Consider the following 23677-nt stretch of genomic DNA (forward strand, 5'->3'; position numbering starts at 1 on the left):
GCGCCGCCGCGCGCCATATAGGCGTCGGGAGGTTGGCGGCGGACGAGTCCCTCGCCAACCCGGTCAGGTCCGGAAGGAAGCAGCCGTAACGAGTTTCGGCTCGGGTCGTTCGTCCAGCCTCCCACCCCATTTATTTCCCCCGCATCATCCGACACTCCGCGCCGGTTCGTCTTTCCGCTTCGACAAGCCGCCGTCGGGGATTAGACTGGCCGCAACGCCGTTGCCCGACGCCAGAGTATCGTGTTGACCGACCAGATCCTCCCTCCCCTGACCTCCGCGCCGGCCGACGGCGCGTCCGAAGCCGGCGGCAAGGCCTATCGGGTCCTGGCGCGCAAATACCGTCCGCGCGACTTCTCCGAACTGGTGGGCCAGGAGGCGCTGGTCCGCACGCTGACCAACGCCATCCGCTCGGGCCGCCTGGCCCATGCCTTCATGCTGACCGGCGTGCGCGGGGTGGGCAAGACCACGACCGCCCGGATCATCGCCCGCGCGCTGAACTGCACCGGCCCCGACGGGACCGGCGGGCCGACCATCACGCCCTGCGGCGTCTGCGACAACTGCCGCAGCATCACCGCCGACCGGCACGTGGACGTGATGGAGATGGACGCCGCCAGCCGGACCGGCGTGGACGACATCCGCGAGATCATCGACGGCGTTCGCTACGGCCCGGTGTCGGCGCGCTACAAGGTCTACATCATCGACGAAGTCCACATGCTCACCAAGAACGCCTTCAACGCCCTGTTGAAGACGCTGGAGGAGCCGCCAGAGCATGTGAAGTTCATCTTCGCCACGACCGAGATCCGCAAGGTCCCGGTCACCGTGCTGTCGCGCTGCCAGCGCTTCGACCTGCGCCGGATCGACAGCCAGACGCTGGTGAAGCATTTCAACCGCGTCGCCGAGGCGGAAGGCGTGACGGTCGAGCCGGACGCCATGGCGCTGATCGCCCGGGCCGCCGACGGCTCGGCGCGCGACGGGCTGAGCCTGCTCGACCAGGCCATAGCGCTCGGCGGCGAGCGGCTGACCGCGGTCCAGGTCCGCGACATGCTGGGCTTGGCCGACCGCGCCCGCGTGGTCGACCTGTTCGAGTCGGCGATGACCGGGCAGCCGCGCGAGGCCCTGGACATCCTGTCCGACCTGCACCGCAGCGGCGCCGACCCGGTCGTGGTGCTCCAGGACCTGCTGGATTTCACCCATTTCCTGACCCGCTTCAAGGTGGTGCCGGAGACCGCGACGGACCCCGGCACGCCGGAGACGGAGCGGGTCCGGGGCGGCGAGCTGTCGGGCAAGCTGGGCATGCCCGCGCTGACCCGGGCCTGGCAGATCCTGCTGAAGGGCCTGGGCGAGGTGCAGAGCGCGCCGGTGCCCTTCGACGCGGCCGAGATGGTGCTCGTGCGCTTGGCCTATTCCGCCGACCTGCCCAACCCGGCCGACCTCATCCGCCAGCTCCAGGGCGGCGCCGCGTCGGGCGGGCCGGCGGGCGGCAACGGGGGTGCAGGGGCCAGTGGCGGGGGTGGCGGCGCCCGGGCGAACGGCCCGGCCCTGGCGGTTGCCCATTCCGCCCCGCCCCGGGTCCAGGCCGGCTCCGCCCAGCCGGCCGTCGAAACCGCCGCGACGGCCCACGCCGCCCCCGAGCAGGCCCCTTCGGAACAGGCCGGAGAGGCGGAGCCGCTGCCGGAGCCGAAGACCTTCCGCGAGGTGGTAGCCCTGTTCGGCGAGATGCGCGAGGGCTCGCTGTACGGCCAGCTCTACAGCAGCGTCCACTGCGTCCGGTGCGAGCCGGGCCGGCTGGAAATCCGCCCGAAGGACCGCGCCATGGCGGAGCTTTCCGGCCGGGTCGGCAAGCTGCTGACGGAATGGACCGGCCGGCGCTGGATGGTCACGATCTCCGGCGCGCCCGGCGAGCCGACGCTGAGCGAGCAGGACCGCAATGCCAAGACCCAGGCGCGGGAGGAGGCGGCCCGGCATCCGGTGGTGCGCGCGGTGCTCGACATCTTCCCCGGTGCCGAGATATCCGAAGTGCGCGATCTGGCGGAACCTGAACCCACCTCCGACGAGGCGCTTGCGGAAGACGCCCTTGAGACCGATTTCTACGAGGAAGCCCCGTCCGACCTGGACGACATAGGAGAATTTTAAGCCATGAAGAATCTCGGCCAAATGATGAAGCAGGCCCAGGAAATGCAGACCCGCATGCAGCAGATGCAGGAAGCGCTGGCCGAGGTCGAAGTCACCGGCCAGTCCGGCGCCGGGATGGTCAACGTCACGCTCAACGGCAAGGGCGAGATGAAGAAGCTGAAGCTGGACAAGTCCGTGGTCGATCCCGACGACATCGAGGTGATCGAGGACCTGATCGTCGCCGCCTTCAACGACGCCAAGCTGAAGGTCGAGCAGCACGTCGCCGAGGAGACCCAGAAGCTGATGGGCGGCATGAAGCTTCCCCCGGGCATGAAGCTGCCGTTCTGAGCGGAAGGGCGGCCTCCCCGGTCGCGCCGGCCTTCCTCTTCATCGTGGCCGGACCACTGGCAACGACCTCCTTTTCGTCATGACCGGGCTTGACCCGGTCATCTCCGGGCGTTCAGACGAGCCCGTTCCCGCCGGGAGATAGCCGGGTCAAGCCCGGCTATGACGGGAGAGCGCAATCCTCCTGCAAAGCCAGGGAGCGAATTTGAGCAGTTCCGAGATCGACCGCCTGATCCAGCTCCTGGCCAAGCTGCCCGGGCTGGGGCCGCGATCCGCGCGGCGGGCGGCGCTGCACCTGATCAAGCGGCGCGAAAGCCTGCTGGGCCCGCTGGCCGATGCCATGCACGAGGCGGCCGACGCCATCAAGACATGCTCGGTGTGCGGCAACCTCGACACCCGCGACCCCTGCTCCGTCTGCGCCGATCCAAGGCGGGACGGCGCCCTGATCTGCGTGGTGGAGGAGGTCGGCGACCTGTGGGCGCTGGAGCGCACCGGCTCCTTCAAGGGCCTCTACCATGTGCTGGGCGGCACCCTGTCGGCGCTGGAAGGCATCGGCCCCGACGACCTCAACGTCACCAGCCTGATCAACCGCGCCCGCCGGCCGGAGGTGACCGAAGTGATCCTGGCGATGAACGCCACGGTCGAAGGCCAGACGACCGCCCACTACATAACCGACCGGCTGGCCGATTGCGACGTGACGGTATCGCGGCTGGCCCACGGCGTGCCTGTGGGCGGCGAGCTTGACTACCTGGACGACGGAACGCTGACCGCGGCACTCCGGTCCCGGCGCCCGTTCTGACGGCCTCCGGCCGGACCGTTCTTCCCCTGTTCTCTTTCCCCGCCCGATCCGGTAGCATCCGGTTACCTGGTGGAAGGAGAACTGATGCCGTTCGCGCTCGACGTGCTGTCGCTGATCCTGGGCTTCGTCTTCGGAGCCGGCATCGTCCTGCTGTTGCGCAGCGGCGGCATCGGCCAGGCGGAGGCCGGCCGGCTTGCGGCGGAGGCGGATTTCGCGCTGCGCCAGAACGACGACCTGCGGGCCGATCTGGCGGAGCGGGACCGGGCGCTCTCGGCGCTCCGCGGTGAACTCGGGCGCGCCCAGACCGGCCACGCCCAGCTCCAGACCCGGCTGGAGCAGGAACGGCTGGCCTCGGCCGAGAAGATAGCCCTGCTGGAGCGGGCCGAAGCGAAGCTGTCCGACGCCTTCAAGGCCTTGTCGGCGGAGGCGCTACGCAGCAACAACCAGAGCTTCCTCGACCTCGCCCGCACCACCCTGGAGCGCTTCCAGGAGAGTGCCCGCGGCGACCTGGAGCAGCGGCAGGCGGCGATCTCCGACCTGGTAGCGCCGGTGCGCCAGTCGCTGGAGAAGATGGACGGCCAGATCCAGACGCTGGAGAAGGAGCGGATCGGCGCCTATGAAGGACTGAAGCAGCAGGTTCTCTCGCTGCTGGACAGCCAGCGCGAACTGCGCGGTGAGACCGCCAACCTCGTCCGGGCGCTGCGCTCCCCCGTCGCGCGCGGCCGCTGGGGCGAGATCCAGCTGAAGCGGGTGGTCGAGATGGCCGGCATGGTCGACCATTGCGACTTCTTCGAGCAGCAGACGGTGACCGGCGACCAGGGCAACAAGCTGCGCCCCGACATGGTCGTCAAGCTGCCGGGCAACAAGACCATCGTGGTGGACGCCAAGGCCCCGGTCGAAGCCTATCTCGACGCGACCGGCTCGTCCGAGGACGCCGGCCGGCGCGACGCCCTGGTCCGCCATGCCCGCCACGTGCGGGAGCACATGAAGCAGCTGGGCGGCAAGGCCTACTGGGACCAGTTCGCCGCCTCGCCGGAGTTCGTCGTGCTGTTCCTTCCCGGCGAGAACTTCTTCAGCGCCGCCCTGGAGCATGACCCCGGCCTGATCGAGGCAGGCATCGACAACGGCGTGATCCTGGCGACGCCGACCACGCTGATAGCGTTGCTGCGCGCCGTCGCCTACGGCTGGCGGCAGGAGCACCTGGCCCGCAACGCGCGGGAGATCAGCGACCTGGGCGCGGAGCTGTACAAGCGCCTGGGCGACCTGGGCGGCCACATGGACCGGCTGGGCAGCCAGCTCGGCAAGGCGGTGGACTGCTACAACGGCGCGGTCGGCACGCTGGAGACCCGCGTGCTGGTCAGCGCCCGGCGGTTCCGCGACCTCCACGTGGCGCCGAACAACGCGGAACTGCCCGAGCTTCAGCCGCTCGACCAAGCGCCGCGCAGCCTCCAGGCCCAGGAATGGCGGCTGCCCGCCCGGCTGCCCTGAACAGTCCAGCTTGCGGCTTGACGCACGGCCCCGGAAATCATATCTGCAACAGTCATCCCGCAATAGACCGAATTCGCTACAGGGCTCCATGGCCATCCGCCCCATCATCATCGCGCCCGATCCCGTCCTCAAGACCAAGGCGAAGCCGGTCGAGACTATCGACGGCTCCATCGCCACCCTGATGGACGACATGCTGGAGACCATGTACAAGGCGCCCGGCATCGGCCTGGCAGCCCCCCAGATCGGCGTCCTGAAGCGGGTCATCGTGGTGGACGTGGCGGAGAAGGAGGAGAAGCCCCAGCCCTTCGCCATGGCAAACCCCGAGATCCTGTGGCAGTCGGACGAGAAGTCGGTCCATAACGAGGGCTGCCTCTCCCTGCCCGACCATTACGCCGACGTGACGCGCCCGAAGCAGGTGCGCCTGCGCTACCTGGACCGCGACGGCGAGGTGAGGGAGCTGGACGCCGACAACCTGCTGGCGACCTGCATCCAGCACGAGATCGACCACCTGAACGGCGTGCTGTTCATCGATCACCTGTCGCTGCTGAAGCGCAACATGATCCTGCGCAAGCTCCAGAAACAGAAGCGGTCGCAGGAAACCGTCTGACGTTGGCCGATACTTCCGAAACGCCGCCCGGCCAGTCGCAGCACGGCCGCATCTACGGTGCCGCGCGCTACTACGACATCGCCTTCGCCTATCGCGACTTCGCGCAGGAATGCGACTTCCTGACCGCCGCCGCGGCCCGGCACCTGGGCCGCGCCCCGGAAAGCGTGCTCGAACTGGCGGCGGGGCCGGCGAACCACGCGATCGAGCTGGCGGAGCGCGGGCTCCGGGCGGTAGCGCTCGACCGCGAGCCGGCCATGGTCCGTTACGGCGCCGAAAAGGCCGAGGCAGCCGGGGTCGAGATCGCCTACCAGGAGGGCGACATGACCGGCTTCGCGCTGGACCGGCCGGTCGATATGGCGCTGCTCCTGCTGGGCTCGGCCGCCTGCCTGCTGACCAACAGCGCCGTCATTTCGTGCCTGCAACGGGTCTCCGAGGCGCTGGCCCCCGGCGGCGTGCTGATCGTCGAGTTGCCCCACCCGCGCGAGCTGTTCAACATCGACGACGCGACCGAGGACGGCTGGGAGGTCACCCGCGACGGCACGCGGGTTCGGGTGCGCTGGGGATCGCCGGGCGACAGCTTCGATCCCGTCAGCCAGGTCGCCCAGGTGACCACGACGCTGACCATCTGGGAAGGCGGGCGCAAGCAGGTGATCCGGGACAAGGCTTTCCAGCGCCGTTTCACGGTGCAGGAACTGGACGCGCTGGCGCGGGCGAGCGGATGCCTGGAGGCGGTCGCCTGGTTCGGCGGACTGGACCTGGATGTCGCGATCGACGATCCGGAGGAAGCCTGGCGCATGGTCGCCGTGTTCCAGAAGCCGCCCCTTCGCTGACCCGAGTTCGAGGACCCGGACATGACCCCTCTCCGCATCGCCTTCATGGGCACGCCCGAGTTCGCGGCGGTCGGCCTCCGCGCCCTGATCGACGCCGGCCACGAGATCGCCTGCGTCTACAGCCAGCCGCCCCGGCCCGCCGGTCGCGGCCACCAGATGCAGCGCTCGCCGGTCCATGTGCTGGCGGAGGAGCGCGGCATCCCGGTCCGGACGCCGAAGTCGCTCCGCAACGTCGAGGCCCAGGCCGACTTCGCCGCCCTCGACCTGGACTGCGCCGTGGTCGCCGCCTACGGGCTGATCCTGCCGCAGCCGATCCTGGACGCGCCGCGCCTCGGCTGCCTGAACATCCACGCCTCCCTGCTGCCGCGCTGGCGCGGCGCCGCCCCGATCCACCGCGCTCTCCTGGCGGGAGACTCCGAGACCGGCGTCACCATCATGCGGATGGATGCCGGCCTGGACACCGGGCCGATGCTGCTGAAGGGCACCGTTCCGATCACGGAACGGACGACCGCCGTCAAGCTGCACGACGCGCTGGCCGTCCTGGGCGCCGACCTGATCGTGAAGGCCCTGGACGGCGTGGCCGCCGGGAGCCTGACGCCGGTCCCGCAGCCGGAGGTAGGCGTCACCTATGCCGCCAAGCTGACCCGCGAGGACGGCAGGCTCGACTGGAGCCGTCCGGCCGCCGAGACGGAGCGCCAAGTCCGGGCACTCAATCCCTGGCCCGGCGTGTGGTTCGACCTGGGCAAGGAACGGATCAAGGTGCTGGGCGCCGAAGCGGCCGGCAATCCGTCCGGCGCCGCCCCGGGCACCCTGTTGGACGATCGCCTGACAGTGGCCTGCACGGAAGGCGCCGTCCGCCTGACCCGCGTGCAGCGACCCGGCAAGGCGGCGGTGGACGGCGACGCCTTCCTGCGCGGTTTCCAGCTGCCGGTCGGGACCGTGCTGACGGCGCCATGAGCCGCTGGAAGATCACCGTCGAGTATGACGGCCGGGGACTCGTCGGCTGGCAGCGCCAGGACAACGGTCCCTCGATCCAGCAATCCCTGGAGGAAGCCGTCGAGAAGCTGTCGGGCGAAACCGTACGCGTCCACGGCGCCGGCCGTACGGACGCGGGCGTACATGCGCTGGGACAGGTGGCCCATTTCGACCTGGCCAAGCCCCTGACCGAACGCGCGGTCCGCGACGGGCTGAACTTCCACCTGCGCCCGGCCCCTATCGCGGTGCTCGACGCCGAACCGGTCCCGGACGATTTCCACGCCAGAATGTCCGCCGTCGAGCGCGGCTATGTCTACCGCATCGTCAACCGGCGGGCTCCGCTGGCCCTGGACGACGGCCGCGCCTGGCAGATCGGCCGCCCCCTGGACGCCGAGGCCATGGACGCGGCCGCCGGGATCCTGATCGGCCGCCACGACTTCACGACCTTCCGCGCCAGCCTGTGCCAGGCGAAATCCCCGGTGAAGACCCTCGACGTGCTGACCGTGACCCGCACCGGCCCCGAGATCCGCATCACCGCCCGCGCCCGCTCCTTCCTGCACCACCAGATCCGCAACATCACCGGCACCCTGGTGCTGGTCGGCGAAGGCCGCTGGCCGGTCGAACGCGTCCGCACCGCGCTCGAAGCGCGCGACCGCTCGAAAGGCGGCCCCACGGCGCCGCCGGACGGGCTTTATTTCACCGATGTGGTGTACGATACCGATCGGCGAGTGGGATGATCGGCCATGTACGGCGTTCCGCTCGACCTGACGACTCCAGATCGGTAACGTCTTTCTTTATCTGAGCCGAGTTGCCGTATGGAAACCAAGGTGCTGACCGCGCACGTGCCGCTGCCGCTCGCCGAGAAAGTGGAACAGTTGGCAGCGCGCCTCAATCGCCCGCACGATTGGATCGTCAGGCAGGCTCCGTCAGTTTGGGTCGAACAAGAGGAAGAGCGGAGGCGCCTCACCCTGGAGGCACTGGCCGACGTAGCCTCCGGCTGCGTCATCGACCATCAGTCTGTACAAGCCTGGGCCGACAGCCTCGGTACCAGGATATCGGCAGATGGCGCCATCCTTCCCCGTGATCAATAAATAAGTGCGGTAGGTCGGCCTTCGCCCGTCAGGGCGAACGCCGACACCCTGCGTCAACGCTCCGGCCATGCTGTCGGCGTCGGCCTTCGGCCGAGGCCGACCTACGATCCTCAGCCCCGCCACTCCTCCCGCAGGATCGCGTAGAGCACGTGGTCGCGCCAAGCGCCGTCGATCCTCAGGTAGCCCCTTGCATAGCCCTCGTACTGGAAGCCCACCTTTTCCAGCAGGCCCCGACTCGGCGCGTTGGTCGGAAGGCACGCCGCTTCGATCCGATGAAGTCCCAGCTGGCCGAAGGCGAAGTCCAGAGTCAGGCGGGTCGCCTCGCTCATGTAGCCGCGCCGGGCATAGGTCTCGCCGACCCAGTAGCCCAGCGTGCCCGTCTGCGCCACGCCGCGCCTTATGTTGCTCAGGCCGATCCCGCCGACCACCCGGTCGGTGCGGCGCTCCACGGCCAGGAAGCTGTAGGCCTCGTCGTCACGCCACTCGATGAGCTGGCGGCGCAGCCGGCGCAGATAGGCGGTGCGGGCCAGCGCATCCGCCGGCCAGGTCGGTTCCCACGGCGTCAGGAAAGCGCGGCTGCGCTCGCGCAGGTCGGACCATTCCTGCCAGTCACGCGCCATCGGCGGCCGGATCGAGACCCTCTGGCCGTCGAGCCGTATCGCGGGCGGACTGATCAGACCATTCCTCAGCAATCCGATCACGGCCCTGCGCCATCCCCCGGATGAATCTTCCATGGCGGGAACACGGCGTCAGGACAGGCGCGCGGCGATCCGCCCATAATCCTCAAGCCCGTCCAGGGGTCCCAGCGCGGTCACGGTCGGCGCCTTGGCGCGCAACCGGAGGGCGGCGCGGCGCACGGCGGCGGCATCGACCGCGTCGATCTTCTCCACCATCTCGGTGACCGGCACGGGACGGTCAAAAATTACCATTTGCTGGCCCAGCTGCTCGCAGCGCGACATGGTGCTTTCCAGCGCCATCAGCATGCCGGCCTTCAGCTGCGCGCGGGCGCGGCGGACTTCCTCGTCGGTGACGTCGAGGGCCACCTTGCACAGCTCGTCGCACATCACCGGCACCAGTTCGCCGACCTTTTCCGGCCCGGTCCCGGCATAAACGCCGAACAGGCCGCCGTCCTCGTAGGCGCCGGAGAAGGTATGGACGCTGTAGGCGAGCCCCCGCTTCTCGCGCACTTCCTGGAACAGCCGGGACGACATGCCGCCGCCCAGCAGGGTCGACAGCACGGAATGGGCGTAATAGTCCGGGTCGTGGACGCCGACGCCCTCGAACCCCAGCACGATGTGCATCTGCTCCAGGTCGCGGTCCTCGCGGAAATCGCCGCCGGTATATCGCGCCGGGTCGAGCGCCGCCGGATCCACCGGGGCCGGCAGGTCGCGGAAGACCTCCGCCGCCTTCTCGACCAGCCAGCCGTGGTCGATCCGGCCGGAAGCCGCCAGCACCATGGTCCTGCCGGAATAATTGCCGCCGATATAGTCCACCAGCGCGTCGCGCGGCAGGGCGCCGATGATTTCCGGCTGTCCCAGCACTGGGCGGCCGAGCGCCTGGTCGGGGAAGGCGCAGGCCTGGAAATGGTCGAAGATGATGTCGTCGGGCGTGTCCTCGGCCTGCCCGATCTCCTGCAACACCACGTCGCGCTCGCGGACCAGCTCGTCCTCGTCCAGCAGGCTGTGCTGGAGCATGTCGCCGATCACGTCGAGGGCGAGGGCGGCATCCTCCTTCAGCACCTTGGCGTAATAGGCCGTGTGCTCGCGGGTGGTATAGGCGTTCATGTGGCCGCCGACCGCCTCGATCTGCTCGGAGATGTCGAAGGCGGTCCGGGTCGGCGTGCCCTTGAACACCATGTGCTCGACCAGATGGGCGACGCCGTTGACCTCGGCCCGCTCGTTGCGGGTGCCGACGCCGACCCAGACGCCGAGCGACGTCGTCTCCACATGGGGCATGCTGTCGGTGGCGACCCGGAGGCCGTTGGGAAGAGTCGTTACCTTGATGGTACTCATGCGCTCCTCTGCCCTGCGGCGGTGCGGCGGGCTCGGGATCGGACGAAGGCCTGGACGGCCCTGAGGTCGTTGGGCAGCACGGTGACGCGCTCCTCGCGCTCGTAAAGGTCGGCCAGACGGGGCGGCAGCGGCGGACGCACGCCGGTCGCCCGTTCGACCGCATCGGGGAATTTGGCGGGGTGGGCACAGGCGAGCGCCACCAGGGGAACGGCCGGATCGATATGGGGCTGCTCGGCGCGCGCGGCGGCCAAGCCCACGGCGGTGTGCGGGTCGATCAACAGGCCGCCGGCCAGCCGGCGGGTCTCCGCCATGGTCGCGCGGGTCAGCTCCTCGTCCACCTTGTGGCCGTTGAACACCAGGCGGGCGCGCTCCAGCTGGGCCGGGGTCACGGCGAAGGAGCCGCCGGACCGGAACCGCCCCATGCACTGGTTCAGCGCCGGGCCGTCGCGGTCGTAGAGGTCGAACAGCAGCCGCTCGAAGTTGCTGGAGATCTGGATGTCCATGCTGGGGCTGATGGTCGGCATCACGGCCTGGGTCTGCATCGTGCCCGTGGCGAAGAAACGCGCCAGGATGTCGTTGGAGTTGGTCCCGACCACCAGCCGCTGGATCGGCAGGCCCATGGCCCGCGCGCCGTAGGCGGCGTAGACATTGCCGAAATTGCCGGTCGGCACGGCGAAGGAGACCTGCCGGTCCGGCGCCCCCAGCTCGATCGCCGCCGCGAAGTAATAGACGATCTGGGCCATGATGCGGGCCCAGTTGATCGAATTGACCGCCGACAGGTTCTGCTCGTCCCGGAAGGACGTGTCGTTGAACATCGCCTTGACCAGGTCCTGGCAATCGTCGAACGAGCCTTCCAGCGCGATGTTATGGACATTGTCCGATAGCACCGTCGTCATCTGGCGGCGCTGCACCTCCGACGTGCGGCCCTTGGGGTGCAGGATGAAGATATCGACCGCCTCGCGGTCCCGGCAGGCCTCGATCGCCGCCGACCCGGTGTCGCCGGAGGTGGCGCCGACGATCGTCACATGCTCGGCCTTCTTGGCCAGCACATGGTCGAAAAGCCGGCCGAGCAGCTGAAGCGCCACGTCCTTGAAGGCCAGCGTCGGCCCGTGGAACAACTCCATCACCCAGGTGCTCTGGTCGAGCTGCACCAGCGGCGTCACCGCGGCATGGTCGAAACCGGCATAGGCGTCGCGAACCAGGCCCGCGAACTCCGCCTCGGTCACCCGGCCGCCCAGGAAGGGCGCCATGACCCGGACCGCGAGCTCGGCATAGGGAAGCCCGCGCATCGCGCGGATCTCGTCGGGCGTGAAGGTCGGCCAGGTCTCAGGCACGTACAGACCGCCGTCGCGCGCAAGCCCGGCGAGCAGAACTTCGTCGAAGGCGAGTGTCGGGGCCGCGCCCCGCGTGCTGATGTAGCGCAAGCTGAATAGTCTCCACGTGCGTGCCCGGTCCGCCGGCCATCGTACACTAGCCAGTGAGCCAGTGCGGGCGCAAGGGCCGGGGACGTCTCCATCGAACAGGGCAGCGAAACAAAAGGCGCATGGATCGGGTTGTTGCGGGCGTACCCTGCCCAACCCAGAAACGGATCTTCCGGCGATGCTCCAGCCCGCTTCCCAGCCTGCGACGACCCCCGACCTCAGCCTGGATGCCGCCCAGCGGGAAACCGAGGAGTTCCTGACGGTCCAGATGCCGTCCATCCTATCGTCGGTCGAATACGACATGCCCCGGTTCGGCGAGGAGGCCCGGCCGACGACGCTGGCCCATGTGACCCGCGCCCGGGTCGAGACCCGGCATGTGACAGGCACCTCCGACGCCGCCTACCTGATCAACGCCTTCGGCGAAGACCTGCTGATGAAGATGCAGCTGAACGTCCGGCGCTTCGTCGTGGTCTACTCCATCCCGGTGGTCAAGCCGATCGGGTCCAGCACGGTCGCCCCCCATTTCGAGCGCTGGGCCACCGGGGCCGGCCATGCCGGCTGGATGATCGGCTGGCGCGACGCGGCCTCCCCCACCGAGCCGGACCAGACCTGGGTAGAGACCTACTGCTACGCCAACCTGGAACCGGACTTCCTGATCAACGACCTGCACAAGCTGTACTGGCGCACCGACACGCTCCAGATGACCCGCTATTTCATGCTGGAAGCGATCCGCGCCAGCGTGCCCCTGTCCCCGCTCCGCGCCGGCTACCGGATCTGAGACTCTCTTGCCGCGGATGACGGCGACAGGCAGGGACAATCCGGGAAGTATCTCTGCCCATCGCCGTCATCTGTGGCCGATCATCTCTCTTGCAGCCCGGCAACTCAGGCGAGCCCATCCACCACGCCACCCACCAGGTTGATGCCGAGCAGGCGCTCGCTGTCCAGCTCCCGCCCCGCGCCCGCCGGGGCCAGCCATTCTCCCATCCGGCCGAGCATCGCCTCCCAGTTCCGGCGGATCGCCACCGCCTCGGCCGGATCGACGGCCTGGAACCGGACCGCGTCGCCCGCACGCGCCTGGGCCAGCGACGGCAGGTCGGGCGTTATGACGGTCGCGATCTTGGGATAGCCCCCGGTCGGCTGGCGGTCGGCCAGCAGCACGATGGGCTGGCGGGTGCCGGGAACCTGGACGCTGCCGGCGGCAATCCCGTCGGAGATGATGTTGAACCCGCCGGCATGCTCGATCTCCGGCCCGTTCAGCCGATAGCCCATGCGGTCGGCATCGGCCGTCACGGCATAGGCACCGGTCAGGAAGGTCTCGATCCCGGCGGCCGTGAAATGATCGTCCTGCGGCCCCAGCACCACGCGCAGCACCTCCCGCCGGGGCGGCAGCCCCTGCGGGTCGAGGGCGAGCGGCGGACCCGCGGGCACCGCGCCGGCGGCCAGCGGCAGACGGTCCCCCGCCCGGAGCGCCCTGCCCTCCAGCCCGCCCAGGCCGGAGCGGACATGGGTGGACAGGCTGCCCAGTTGCGGCGCCAGGGCGAAGCCGCCGCCGACCGCCAGGTATCCGCGGAGCGCGTCGCGGGCGGCGCCGATCCTCAGGCGCTGCCCCGGCTCCAGGTCGAAGCCGGTCCAGGGCGGCACCGGCTCGCCGTCCACGGCGACCTGGAAATCCCCGCCCGCGACGGCCAGGCGCAGCGTGGCCCCCTCTGCCTCGTACTCCCCGCCCGCCAGGGTGAACTCGACCGCGGCGGCCCCGGGTGGATTGCCGGCCAGCAGGTTGGCGGCGCGCAGCGACGGCGGGTCCATGGCTCCGGCCGCGGCGATCCCGAAGCGCTGCCAGCCGACGCGGCCGAGATCCTGGATCGTGGCCTGGGGACCGGGCTGAAGGACGATCAGATCGGCCATCGGCTCAATCCTCCCCTCCCGCGGACCCGCCGGCAGGTCCGTCCGGCTCCGGCAGGTAGCCGCCGGCCTCCGCCAGCGCATCCAGCCGGCCGAACTCTTCCGCGTCGATCCGGACGAAGCGGATCCGGTCCCCGGGCCGGAACAGGAAGGGGTCGGGCCGCCGCAGGTCGAATCCCCGGACCGGCGTCCGCCCCAGCAGGTGCCATCCCGATGGGATCGGGGTCGAGCAGACCGCGGCCTGCATGCCGCCGATGGAGATGGTCCCGGCCGGCACCCTCATCCGGGGATCGCGCCGGCGCGGCGTGTGCAGCGCTTCCGACAATCCGCCCAGATAGGCGAAGCCGGGCGCGAACCCGATCATGTAGACCCGGTAGTCGCCGGACAGGTGGAGCCGGACGACCTCCTCCGCCGTGATGCCGTGGTGGCGGGCGACCTCCTCCAGGTCGATGCCGTGCTCGCCGCCATAGGCGACCGGGATGGTCCAGCGCCGCGCCGCGGCCTTCCCGCCATCGGGGGCGGGTCCAAGGGCCGCCATCGCCGCCGCCAGCTCGGCATGGGTCAGCACGGCCGGATCGAACTGGACGAGCAGCGAGCGGTAAGTGGGCACCGTCTCGACCACGCCGGGCAGGGCCGCCTCCGCCAGGACCGCGTCGAGCGCCAGCACGCGGCCGTTGATCTCCCCGTCGATCGCGGCGCCGAACTCGACCGTCAGCGCGGCGTCGCCCGCGGGCAGGAAACGCGGCTTGTCGCAAGCCGTGCCGGATGCGGTTCCGGCCATGTCTCAGCCGCCGATCATCTGGGCCGGCAGCCAGGTCACGATGCCGGGGAAGACTGTGACCAGAACGATGGCGACGACCAGGATCAGGAAGAACGGCAGGGCCGCCCGGGCGACATACAGGATGTCCCGCCCGGTCAGCCCTTGCAGCACGAACAGGTTGAACCCCACCGGCGGGGTGATCTGGGCCATCTCGACCACCAGCACGATATAGATCCCGAACCACAGCGGATCGATCCCGGCGGCCTGGACCATCGGCATGACGACCGACGTGGTCAGCACCACCATGGAAATCCCGTCGAGGAAGCAGCCCAGCAGCACGAAGAACACCGTCAACGCCGCCAGCAGCGCCAGGGGCGACAGGCCGAGATCGTTGATGAACTGGGCCAGCACGCGCGGGATTCCGGTGAAGCCCATGGCGACCGTCAGGAAGGCGGCCCCGGCCAGGATGAAGGCGATCATGCTGGAGGTGACCATGGCGCCCATCAGGCTTTCCCGGAAGCTGTTCCAGGTCAGCGTCCCCGACGCCGCGGACAGCACCAGGGCTCCGGCGACGCCCAGCGCCGCCGCCTCGGTCGCGGTGGCGATCCCGGAATAGATCGAGCCGATCACGGCGGCGATCAGCACCACCACCGGGATCAGCCGGCGCGAGGCCCGCAGCCGCTCGCCCAGGGTCATCGCCGGCCCGCCCGGCGGCGTGCGGTCCGGGTTCATAAGCGACCAGACCACGACATAGCCCATGAACAGGGCGATCAGCAGGATGCCGGGCAGCACCCCGGCGATGAACAGCCGGCCGATCGACACGTCGGCCGCCACGCCATAGACGATCATGATGATCGACGGCGGGATCAGCAGCCCCAGGGTCCCGGAACCGGCCAGCGTGCCGATGCTCATCCGCTCGTCGTAGCCGCGCCGCTTCAGCTCGGGCAGCGACATCCGGCCGATCGTGGCGCAGGTCGCGGCGGAGGAGCCGGACACCGCGGCGAAGATCCCGCAGCCCACGATGTTGACATGCATCAGCCGGCCGGGCAGCCGCGCCATCCAGGGCGCCAGCCCCTGGAACATGTCCTCCGACAGGCGGGTGCGGAACAGGATCTCGCCCATCCAGATGAACAGCGGCAGGGCGGTGAGCGTCCAGCTGGCACTGGCCCCCCACACGGTGGTCGCCATGACCAGCCCCGACGGGGCGGAGGTGAAGAACACCATGGCGATCAGCCCGACCGCCAGCAGCGACAGCGCCACCCAGATGCCGCTGGCGAGCAGGAGCAGCAGCAGGACGATCAGGACGGCGGAGAGGATCAGGGGGTCCAAGGGCGAGGCCTTTTCCTGCAATCAGAGCTTCGCATCGGGGCCGGCCGCCAGCTTCTCGGACTCGAGCAGGTCGCCCTCGGCCCCCTCGTAGCTGGCGGGCCGTCCTTTCGCCACCGCGACGAGGTCGTCGACCAGCGCCACGCAGATCAGCGCCAGGCCCAGGGTCATGGTGCTCTGGGGGATCCACAGCGGGATCGGCAGCAGCCCCGGCGAGACGTCCCCGAAGGTGAAGAATTCCCACGTCATGGCGCCGCTGTACCAGGCGAAGTAGCCGGTCAGCAGGCTTCCCGCGGCCAGGCACCACAGCTCCGCCCAGCGGCGCGGGCCGCCGGACAGGCGCTGCAGGACAAGGCTGACCCGGATGTGGCCGCCGGCCCGCAGCGCGTAGGCCAGTCCCAGGAAGGACGAGGCCGCCATGGCGAATCCGGCCAGGTCGTCGCTGGACGGGATCAGGACCCCGACCAGCCGTCCGCCGACCTGGAGCAGGATCAGCACGGCGATCGCGACCAGGAAGAAGGCCGCGAGCCAGCCGCACAGCCGGTACAGCCCGTCGAGAAGCCTGCGCATCGGCCGTTACTTCAGCGCGTCGGCGATCTTCTGCCCGTCCGCCCCGGCCTTCTTGACCCACTCGTCGACCATGGTGCGGCCGACCGCGCGGACGTCGCCCATCAGGGCCTCCGACGGCGTGACGATGGTCAGCCCGTTCTGGCCCATGGTCTTCTTGGTTTCCTCGGCGATCCGCTCGCTCTCGGCCCAGCCGCGCGCCTCCGCCTTGGCGGCGATTTCCAGCACGCTGGTCCGCACCTCCTCGGGCAGGCGGCGCCAGGCGCGCTCGCCGACCATCACGATGTTGCGCGGGTGCATGGCCGAGGTGTCATAGTAGAACTTGGAGAACTCCCACGCCTTGGTGTCCACGCCGGTGGCGCCCGACGTGATCATCGCGTCGACCACGCCGGTCGCGAAGGCCTGCGGCACCTCGGCCTGCTGCACGGTGGTCGGCGCGGCGCCCAGCAGCTCGGCCAGCCGGGCGGTGGCGGCGTTGTAGGCGCGGAACTTGATGCCGCGAAAATCGCCGACCTTGGCGATCTCCCGCTTGGTGTAGATGCCCTGCCCCGGCCAGGCGACCGAGTAGAGCAGCCGGATGCCCTGGTCGGCCAGGCGCTTCTCCAGCAGCGGCTTCTGCACCTCGTACAGCTTGCGCGCCGCCGGATAGCCCGCCGCCAGGAACGGGATGGCGTCGGCCTCGAACAGCGGGTCCTCGTTGCCGTAGGCGGACAGCAGGATCTCGCCGGCCGGCACCTGGCCCGTCTGGACCGCCCGCTTGATTTCCGGCATCTTGAACAGCGAGGCGTTGCTATGCAGCGTGATGTCGAGTTGCCCGTCGGTGGCGCGACGGACCTCGTCGGCGAACCAGCGCAGCGTCTGCGTGTGGAAGTTGCTGTCGGGATAGGCCGTGGGCAGGTCCCACTTGGTCTGGGCCCAGGCCGCCGTGGACATCGCCCCGGATACCATGAAGCTCGCCGCCAAGCTTGCTGCAGCCACGGCAGCGGTCATCAAACGTCGCATCGACACGTCCCCTGTCTGTAACCGTGAAGCCTCGGGCCTTTAGCCCCAGGTCCGCCATTTTTGTCGCGCCAGGCGGTGTGGAACGATGCTCGCCTGTCGGGGAGGGACGGTCAAGCGTCCAGACAGGGCCGTCGGCACGAACGGCGGTACCGGGAATTGCCCGAAATGAATCGCATATACCGGGTTTTGCCAAGGGCACCGGCGCGTGGTAGTTCCTCCGCGCGGCCCGTGGACGGCTTTCGAGGTGCCGGAGCAAAAATCCGGATGCCCGGCGCGACAAACCACACCGTATATCGTTGAGACTAATTGCAGCACCCAAGATATAGGGATACCCATAAGCCTTGGGTCGGTCGCCCCTGTGGAGGCAAGATATGGACCATAAAACCCGCCTGATCGTTGCGGAAAATGATCCCCTGATCGCCTGGGCCGTGCGATTCGGACTGATGGATCTCGGTTACGAAGTCTGCGCCTGGGCCGATACCGCCCCGGACGCCGTACGGCTGGCCGAGCTGCACCGCCCGGACGTGGCCGTCGTGGACGGCGGCCTCTCCGACCGGAACGAGGGCATCGACGCCGCCCGCGAAATCTCGGGCCGGCTCGGGATTCCCGTGGTGATCTGCCGCGGCAACGCGATCGACGAGGTGATCGGATCCTCCCGCGGCGAGTCGCCTGCGGCGGGGTGGGTCTCCAAGCCTTACCGAATCAGCGACCTGGACCGCCTCATCGCGGCCGCCGCCCGGCATTAATCGACGAGACCACCCTCCACCAGCCGCTCCGCTTCCGCAAGATCGTCGGGGCGGTTGGTGTTGAAGAAGGGATCGACCCGGTCGGCGTCGAAATCGGCGATCGCCAGCCGGTACCGCGCCGTCCAGACATCGACCTTGCGGATCTGCTCCTCGATCATGGCCCGGCGCAGGTCGTGGCGCAGATGGACCGGCCACAGGCCGAACACGGGGTGCTCGCGCCCGCCGGACCGGGCGCAGGCCATGTCGGCGCCCTCCCGCTCCGCGGCGGCGCGCAGACGCTCCACCAGGTCGGCCGGCTGGAACGGCGCGTCGGTCGCGAAGCTCGCGACCCAGCGGGCGCCGGGGACGTTCTCCGCCGCCCAGTCCAGCCCGCTCAGCACGCCGGCCAGCGGCCCGGCATAGTCCGGCACCACGTCGGGGACGACCTCCAGCCCGGTCATGGCGAATCGCGTCGGGTCGCCGTTGGCGTTGAGCACGAGCCGGCCCACCTGGGGCCGGACGCGATCGATGATCCGGTCCAGGATCGACCGGCCGGCCAGCAGCCGCAGCGTCTTGTCGCCGCCGCCCATGCGGCGCGACAGCCCTCCGGCCAGCAGCACGCCGACGACCTCCTCCGCTTTACTCCCCGTCATCGCCCCGGCTCCCCTTCCTGCGGTGCGCGGCGGGCTCGTCGTCGCCCTCGCCCGAGGCGAGATCGAACTCGATCCGCTCCTCCCCCGCCAGCGCCACGAAGCGGCGCCCCCGGGCGCGGCCGATCAGCGTCAGCCCGGCCTCGCGCGCCAGTTCCACGCCCCAGGCGGTGAAGCCGCTGCGCGACACCAGGATGGGAATGCCCATCTGCACCGTCTTGATCACCATTTCCGAGGTCAGGCGGCCCGTCGTGTAGAAGATCTTGTCCTCCGGCCCCAGGCCGTGCCGCCACATGTATCCCGCCACCTTGTCCACGGCGTTGTGGCGGCCGACATCCTCCATATAGACAAGCGGCCTGTCCTCCTGGCACAGGACGCAGCCATGGATCGCGCCGGCCTCCAGGTAGAGGCTGGGCGCGGTGTTGATCTTGCGGGTCAGCGCCGCCAGCCAGGAGGTCTTCAGCCGCGCGGTGGAGGACAGGCGGATGTCGCCGAACTTCTCCATCAGGTCGCCGAACACCGTGCCCTGGGCGCAGCCGGAGGTCAGCGTCTTCTTCTTCAGCTTCTGTTCGAAGTCGGTCGGGCGCTCGGTCCGCACCACCACCGTCTCGATCTCGTCGTCATAGACGATGTCTGTGACGCGGTCGTCGGTGCGCAGCATGTTCTGGTTCAGCAGGTATCCCAGCGCCAGGTACTCGGGATAATCGCAGATCGTCATCATGGTGACGATCTCCTGACCGTTGAGGAACAGGGTCAGGGGGCGCTCGACGGTGACCGAGGTTTCGATCGGGGCGCCGGTCTGGTCGATGCCGGCGACCCGCTTCGTCAGGCGCGGGTCCGCGGGATCCGGGCGGACGACGAATTCTTCCTTGGGGGACTCTTCCATGGGGCGAGCGTAATTCGGCCGCCCCGGTCAAGCAAGCACGGCGCGCGGCACCGCGCCCAAAGCCGGATCCGCCGATCAGATCACGTCGAGCAGGAGATGGGTCGCCACGCCGATCAGCGAGGCCGCGACGACGCCGATCGCGGTATAGCGCTCGGCCACCGACCACCGTGCCCAGTCCTTGACGAAACTGTCCATCCTGGAGCCTCCGTTACTCCGATGCCTGTGCTCTGCCATGACCATGCCCAAGAAAAAAGCCGCCTGTCATGAGATACATCAAATTCATGGCAAGGTAGCCTCAATCAAAAGGCGGGTTTTACACTTTGTCGCAAGCTGATGCCGCGTTGCAACATAGACCGTTCGGCCGAGCCGCTGCGGATCGGAGGATCGGCCATCCACCGGGCGTTCTCAGTGACCTTCATCACGGATTTATACGAAAAAGGCACGAAATCCTCCTAAAGTGAGAGTTCCCGGGACGTCGCCGCCTCGCCGGCTGCCGCTTGTGCCCGGAACTCAACACCTCTATTGAGAGCGTTACGGGTGCAACAGCGGGTCGGCGCATGGGACTGAAGACTTCACACATCATCTTTCTGGCCGCCGCGGTCGTGGCGTCGGCGGGCTGTTCCTCGGCGGGGGGCGAACCCCTGCCCGTTCCGGGCATCAAGCCGCCGCCGGGCGTCGCCGACCAGGCGGCACCCCTGACGGCGGACCCCGCGGCGCAGGAAGCCGACTTCCAGACATGGCTGGCCGGATTCCGGGCCGATGCGCGCGCCGCCGGGGTCGGCCCGGCGACGGTGGACCGCAGCCTGTCCGGATTGCGCGTGCTGCCCGAAGTGCTGGCCTCGGACAGCAGCCAGCCGGAATTCGTCCGTCCGGTCTGGAGCTATCTCGACGGCGCCGTCAGCGAGACCCGGATCACCCGCGGCCGCGAACAGCTCTCCGTGCAGCGCGGCCTGCTCTCGGGCGTCGAGCGCGACTACGGGGTGCCGCCCGAGATCGTCGTCGCGATCTGGGCGATGGAGAGCAATTTCGGCGGCAACATGGGCAGCTACAACGTGGTCGAGGCGCTTGCCACGCTCGCCTGGCACGGCCGCCGGGCCGATTTCTGGCGCGAGCAGCTTCTGGAGGCGCTCCGCATCATCGACCGGGGCGACGCGCCGCAGGGGCGGCTGGTCGGCTCCTGGGCCGGCGCCATGGGCCATACCCAGTTCATCCCGACGACCTATGCCGGCCACGCGGTGGACCGCGACGGCGACGGCCGGCGCGACCTGTGGAACAGCCTGCCCGACGTGTTCGGCTCGACCGCGGGATACCTGCGGGACGTCGGCTGGCGCGCGGGCGAACCCTGGGGCGCCGAAGCCGTGCTGCCCGCCGGATTCGACTACGAGCTGGCCGACATGTCCGTGCGCAAGCCCGTCGCGGAATGGCGCCGCCTCGGCGTCCGGCAGGCAACCGGCACGCGCGCTCTGCCCGACCAGGCCGAGGCGGCGATCCTGCTGCCCGCCGGCCACAGGGGTGCTGCGTTCCTGGTGATGAACAATTTCCGCTCGATCCTGCGCTACAACAACTCCAGCAGCTACGCGCTGGCGGTCTCCTACCTGAGTGACCGCATGGCCGGCCGGCCGGGGGTCCAGGGCAGCTGGCCGCGCGACGAGCGCCCGCTCAGCCGCGACGAGCGGTTCGAGCTTCAGCGCCTGCTGGGCGCGCGCGGCCTGCCGGTCGGCAATCCCGACGGCATCATCGGCGCCAATACCCGGGGGGCGATCCGGGCCTTCCAGAAGTCGCAGAACCTTCCCGCCGATGGCTTCGCGTCAAGCACGCTGCTGGACCGGCTGAGGACGACGGCTTCGGCGTCCTGAGGGAGCGGGACGGGGCCGGTGCCTAGCGCACCAACTCCGCCTGCTGGGATGCGGCCTGTGAGGGGGCTGCGAACATCGCGGCCCCGCGCACGATGTCGAGCGCCCGGGTCAGCTGGTAATCCTCGGGTTTGGCCCCGGCCTGGATGCCCGCCCCGGACCGGGCGCCCACCGGCATCACCTTTGCCGCCTCCACGACGACATCCGGCGTGATCCCCAGCGCCTGGATCGAGCGGCCCGACGGCGTGTAGTAGCGCGCCGTGGTCATCCGCGTCGCCCCCCGGTTGGACAGCGGCGTGATGGTCTGGACCGACCCCTTGCCGAAGGTCTGGCTGCCCAGGACGACGGCCCGGCGCTGGTCCTGCAGGGCGCCCGCGACGATCTCCGAGGCGGAGGCGCTGCGGCCGTTGACCAGCAGGACGATGGGCTTGCCGCGGGCGAGGTCGCCGGGCGTCGCCCAATAGCGCCGCTCCGACAGCGCGCCGCGGCCGCGCGTCGAGACGATCTCCCCCTGGTCGAGGAAACTGTCGCAGACCGAGATCGCCTGCTTGACCAGCCCGCCCGGATTGTCGCGCAGATCGACCACATAGCCGGTCAGCCGGTCGCCTAGCTGTGCGTCCAGCGCCGCCAGGGCCTTCTCCAGGCCCGGCTGGGTCTGCTGGGTGAAACCGCTGATCTTGATGTATCCGACGGTGCCTTCCACCCGCCAGCGCACCGCCGGGCTCTTGACCATCTCGCGCACCAGGGTCAGCTCGAAGGTCTTGCCGTCCGGACCGCGCTGGATCGTCACCGTCAGGGGCGTGCCGACGCTGCCACGCATGCGGTCCATCGCCTCGCTCAGGGTGACGCCGCGGACCGGCTGGCCGTTGATGTGGGTGAACAGGTCGCCGGCCAGTACGCCGGCGCGGAAAGCCGGCGAGTCCTCGATCGGGGCCAACACCTTTACCAGCCCGTTCTCGACCGCCATCTCGACGCCGACGCCGCCGAATTCGCCGCTGTTCTGCGCCTTGTTCTCCGCATAGCGGTCTGGATTGAGGTATTTGGAATGGGGATCGAGCGACGCCAGCAGCCCTCCGATGGCCGCCTCCACCAGCGAATCGGCGTCGACCTGATCCACATACCCGGCCCGCAGATCGGCGAAGGCGGCGTTGAACAGGTTCAGCGCCTGCGACCGGGACATCTCCTCCGCCGATGCCGCCTCCGTTTGCCCCCAGGCCTGGAGCGGGGCGAACAGAAGCAGGGAAGCGACGAGGGCGACGCGGGTCCGGCTCATAGGCGCATTCCTTTTCCACGAGAACGCAAGGGAATGAGCCAAGCCTACAGAGCTTAAGGTTAAAATTTGGTGTGAAATTATGTCCCGGTCGGAGCCGCGGAGAGTCAGTGGCGCGGCGGGGCCAGGATGGCGTCGAGATCGGCCGCGGTGAGGTCGGAGGCGTCGATGACGGCGTCCAGCCAACGATCGAGGTCGGCAACATTCCCCGCGCGGATGCGGCGCCCGGTTTCCTCCGACACGGCGACATGGCGGCGCTCGATCAGCCGGAGGAGCGCTTCCGCCCGGCCTTTCGCCTCGCCCTCGGCCTTGCCCTCCTCCAAACCTTGGGCGAAGATCTCGCTGAGGTAAGGGTGTTCCTTGATGTTGAACTGGATCGCCATAGTCTCCAACTCCTCCTTGACGACCGGGGTCGCCCTGCGCAACTGGGACAGGATCAGCAGCTTGGCCGCGGCGTCCGAGCGCTCGCGCCGGGGCAGCGGGGCGAGGCGGGCCAGGATGCGGCGGACGCGCTCCCTAATATCGTCGCATCGGCACAGGATTGCCAGCACCGCGTCCTCCGGCGCCGGGCTGTCGAGCAGCGGCCCGGCGTCCAGGTCGGCGATGTAGCGCACCTCGTAGCGGAAGGTCAGGTTGGGGTGGCGGATGCCGGGCGGGCCGTCCTCGCCGCGCTCGCCGAGATGGAGCACCAGCTGGGTCACCGGGGCGCCGCCGTGGTGCCGGGAGATCAGGGCGTAGTATTCCAGCATGCGCCAGGCCATGTCCTCGCGGCCGACCTGGAACTCCACGTGGAACAGGCCGCCGCCATCCAGCTCGGCGACCATGTCCGGGCGGCGCTGGCGCACGGAGGAGAACTCGGCCGACAGGAAGCTGGCGACCCGGTCGCCGGCCAGCATCCTCAGCAGGGCCGGGGCGCCGGCCCAGACCAGTTCCTTGACCGTCGCGTCGTAGCCGTTCGCCATGTCCCGCCCCTTGCCGCATGCCGGGGCATGCCCGGCGGGCAATCCATCGCGGTTCCGCACGCGCCGGTCCATGCGGTGCGGTGACGCGGGGAGG

At 69.4% G+C, this 23677-nt stretch carries 24 protein-coding genes and 1 other RNA gene; 13 read left to right on the forward strand and 12 right to left on the reverse strand.

The features are described from left to right. Positions 1 to 27 precede the first annotated feature (27 nt). From ffs to JL101_RS23745, 10 genes are all read left to right on the forward strand, one after another. Positions 28 to 125: signal recognition particle sRNA small type (gene ffs / locus JL101_RS23700), an RNA gene on the forward strand. Positions 126 to 243: 118 nt separating this feature from the next. After that, a complete protein-coding gene (locus tag JL101_RS23705) occupies positions 244 to 2133 on the forward strand; it encodes a DNA polymerase III subunit gamma/tau (RefSeq protein ID WP_407697351.1) in 1890 nt (629 codons plus the stop codon). A 3-nt stretch (positions 2134 to 2136) separates the two neighbouring features. Then, positions 2137 to 2460 (forward strand): YbaB/EbfC family nucleoid-associated protein, encoded by a 324-nt coding sequence (locus tag JL101_RS23710; RefSeq protein WP_203098023.1) that lies wholly within the window; start codon positions 2137 to 2139, stop codon positions 2458 to 2460. A 202-nt stretch (positions 2461 to 2662) separates the two neighbouring features. Then, positions 2663 to 3256: a recombination mediator RecR gene (recR, locus tag JL101_RS23715; protein ID WP_203098024.1), complete on the forward strand. Its 594-nt coding sequence runs from the start codon at positions 2663 to 2665 to the stop codon at positions 3254 to 3256. An 84-nt stretch (positions 3257 to 3340) separates the two neighbouring features. Continuing rightward, complete coding sequence (gene rmuC / locus JL101_RS23720; protein WP_203098025.1) at positions 3341 to 4744, forward strand: DNA recombination protein RmuC; 1404 nt, start codon at positions 3341 to 3343, stop codon at positions 4742 to 4744. Between the two features lie 88 nt (positions 4745 to 4832). Beyond that, positions 4833 to 5351 (forward strand): peptide deformylase, encoded by a 519-nt coding sequence (gene def, locus JL101_RS23725; RefSeq protein WP_203098026.1) that lies wholly within the window; start codon positions 4833 to 4835, stop codon positions 5349 to 5351. A 2-nt stretch (positions 5352 to 5353) separates the two neighbouring features. Continuing rightward, the gene (locus JL101_RS23730; protein WP_203098027.1) at positions 5354 to 6181 is read left to right on the forward strand and encodes a class I SAM-dependent methyltransferase; all 828 of its coding nucleotides are present in this window, start codon (positions 5354 to 5356) and stop codon (positions 6179 to 6181) included. Between the two features lie 21 nt (positions 6182 to 6202). Then, on the forward strand, positions 6203 to 7138 hold the full coding sequence (gene fmt / locus JL101_RS23735) for a methionyl-tRNA formyltransferase (protein WP_203098028.1): 936 nt from the start codon (positions 6203 to 6205) through the stop codon (positions 7136 to 7138). Further along, positions 7135 to 7893, forward strand: a complete 759-nt coding sequence (truA, locus tag JL101_RS23740) for a tRNA pseudouridine(38-40) synthase TruA (RefSeq protein ID WP_203098029.1) — start codon at positions 7135 to 7137, stop codon at positions 7891 to 7893. Before fmt ends, truA begins: the two co-directional genes overlap by 4 nt. A gap of 78 nt (positions 7894 to 7971) precedes the next feature. Further along, a complete protein-coding gene (locus JL101_RS23745) occupies positions 7972 to 8247 on the forward strand; it encodes a CopG family ribbon-helix-helix protein (RefSeq protein ID WP_203098030.1) in 276 nt (91 codons plus the stop codon). 110 nt (positions 8248 to 8357) lie between these two features. On the opposite strand, the gene JL101_RS23750 is transcribed toward JL101_RS23745, so the two are convergent. Genes JL101_RS23750 through thrC form a run of 3 tightly spaced genes read right to left on the reverse strand, consistent with a single transcriptional unit; the run spans position 8358 to position 11683 of the window. Next, positions 8358 to 8948: a GNAT family N-acetyltransferase gene (locus JL101_RS23750; protein WP_203098129.1), complete on the reverse strand. Its 591-nt coding sequence runs from the start codon at positions 8946 to 8948 to the stop codon at positions 8358 to 8360. Between the two features lie 48 nt (positions 8949 to 8996). Further along, on the reverse strand, positions 8997 to 10259 hold the full coding sequence (locus JL101_RS23755) for a M16 family metallopeptidase (protein ID WP_203098031.1): 1263 nt from the start codon (positions 10257 to 10259) through the stop codon (positions 8997 to 8999). Continuing rightward, positions 10256 to 11683, reverse strand: coding sequence for a threonine synthase (gene thrC, locus JL101_RS23760; RefSeq protein ID WP_201076835.1), 1428 nt, complete (start codon positions 11681 to 11683; stop codon positions 10256 to 10258). Before thrC ends, JL101_RS23755 begins: the two co-directional genes overlap by 4 nt. A gap of 175 nt (positions 11684 to 11858) precedes the next feature. Between thrC and JL101_RS23765 the strand changes: the two genes are divergently transcribed. Beyond that, positions 11859 to 12458, forward strand: coding sequence for a hypothetical protein (locus tag JL101_RS23765; protein WP_203098032.1), 600 nt, complete (start codon positions 11859 to 11861; stop codon positions 12456 to 12458). 104 nt (positions 12459 to 12562) lie between these two features. Here the strand turns inward: JL101_RS23765 and JL101_RS23770 are convergent, their stop codons facing one another. From JL101_RS23770 to JL101_RS23790, 5 genes are read right to left on the reverse strand one after another with little or no spacing between them, the layout of a single operon-like run. Then, on the reverse strand, positions 12563 to 13585 hold the full coding sequence (locus JL101_RS23770; protein ID WP_203098033.1) for a 5-oxoprolinase subunit C family protein: 1023 nt from the start codon (positions 13583 to 13585) through the stop codon (positions 12563 to 12565). A gap of 4 nt (positions 13586 to 13589) precedes the next feature. Next, positions 13590 to 14363, reverse strand: coding sequence for a 5-oxoprolinase subunit PxpB (pxpB, locus tag JL101_RS23775; RefSeq protein WP_203098034.1), 774 nt, complete (start codon positions 14361 to 14363; stop codon positions 13590 to 13592). Between the two features lie 3 nt (positions 14364 to 14366). Next, a complete protein-coding gene (locus JL101_RS23780; protein ID WP_203098035.1) occupies positions 14367 to 15671 on the reverse strand; it encodes a TRAP transporter large permease in 1305 nt (434 codons plus the stop codon). A gap of 21 nt (positions 15672 to 15692) precedes the next feature. Continuing rightward, positions 15693 to 16238: a TRAP transporter small permease gene (locus tag JL101_RS23785; protein ID WP_203098036.1), complete on the reverse strand. Its 546-nt coding sequence runs from the start codon at positions 16236 to 16238 to the stop codon at positions 15693 to 15695. A gap of 6 nt (positions 16239 to 16244) precedes the next feature. Next, the gene (locus JL101_RS23790; RefSeq protein WP_228435115.1) at positions 16245 to 17237 is read right to left on the reverse strand and encodes a TRAP transporter substrate-binding protein; all 993 of its coding nucleotides are present in this window, start codon (positions 17235 to 17237) and stop codon (positions 16245 to 16247) included. Between the two features lie 371 nt (positions 17238 to 17608). On the opposite strand from JL101_RS23790, the gene JL101_RS23795 reads away from it, so the two are divergent. After that, positions 17609 to 17983, forward strand: a complete 375-nt coding sequence (locus tag JL101_RS23795) for a response regulator (RefSeq protein ID WP_203098037.1) — start codon at positions 17609 to 17611, stop codon at positions 17981 to 17983. On the opposite strand, the gene mobA is transcribed toward JL101_RS23795, so the two are convergent. Both mobA and fdhD read right to left on the reverse strand, forming a co-directional pair. Continuing rightward, entirely contained in the window at positions 17980 to 18615 is a 636-nt protein-coding gene (gene mobA / locus JL101_RS23800) for a molybdenum cofactor guanylyltransferase MobA (RefSeq protein WP_203098038.1), read from the reverse strand. The two genes, JL101_RS23795 and mobA, sit on opposite strands and share 4 nt — an antisense overlap. Next, positions 18602 to 19498 (reverse strand): formate dehydrogenase accessory sulfurtransferase FdhD, encoded by an 897-nt coding sequence (fdhD, locus tag JL101_RS23805; RefSeq protein ID WP_203098039.1) that lies wholly within the window; start codon positions 19496 to 19498, stop codon positions 18602 to 18604. The genes mobA and fdhD overlap by 14 nt, the downstream gene beginning before the upstream one ends. Positions 19499 to 20055: 557 nt before the next feature. On the opposite strand from fdhD, the gene JL101_RS23810 reads away from it, so the two are divergent. Then, on the forward strand, positions 20056 to 21354 hold the full coding sequence (locus tag JL101_RS23810; RefSeq protein ID WP_203098040.1) for a lytic murein transglycosylase: 1299 nt from the start codon (positions 20056 to 20058) through the stop codon (positions 21352 to 21354). A gap of 22 nt (positions 21355 to 21376) precedes the next feature. On the opposite strand, the gene JL101_RS23815 is transcribed toward JL101_RS23810, so the two are convergent. Together JL101_RS23815 and JL101_RS23820 are read right to left on the reverse strand one after the other, a co-directional pair. Further along, positions 21377 to 22624, reverse strand: a complete 1248-nt coding sequence (locus JL101_RS23815; protein WP_203098041.1) for a S41 family peptidase — start codon at positions 22622 to 22624, stop codon at positions 21377 to 21379. A 104-nt stretch (positions 22625 to 22728) separates the two neighbouring features. After that, positions 22729 to 23583: an RpnC/YadD family protein gene (locus JL101_RS23820; RefSeq protein WP_203098042.1), complete on the reverse strand. Its 855-nt coding sequence runs from the start codon at positions 23581 to 23583 to the stop codon at positions 22729 to 22731. Positions 23584 to 23677: the final 94 nt, after the last annotated feature.

Source organism: Skermanella rosea, assembly GCF_016806835.2.
Classification (GTDB): Bacteria; Pseudomonadota; Alphaproteobacteria; order Azospirillales; family Azospirillaceae; genus Skermanella; species Skermanella rosea.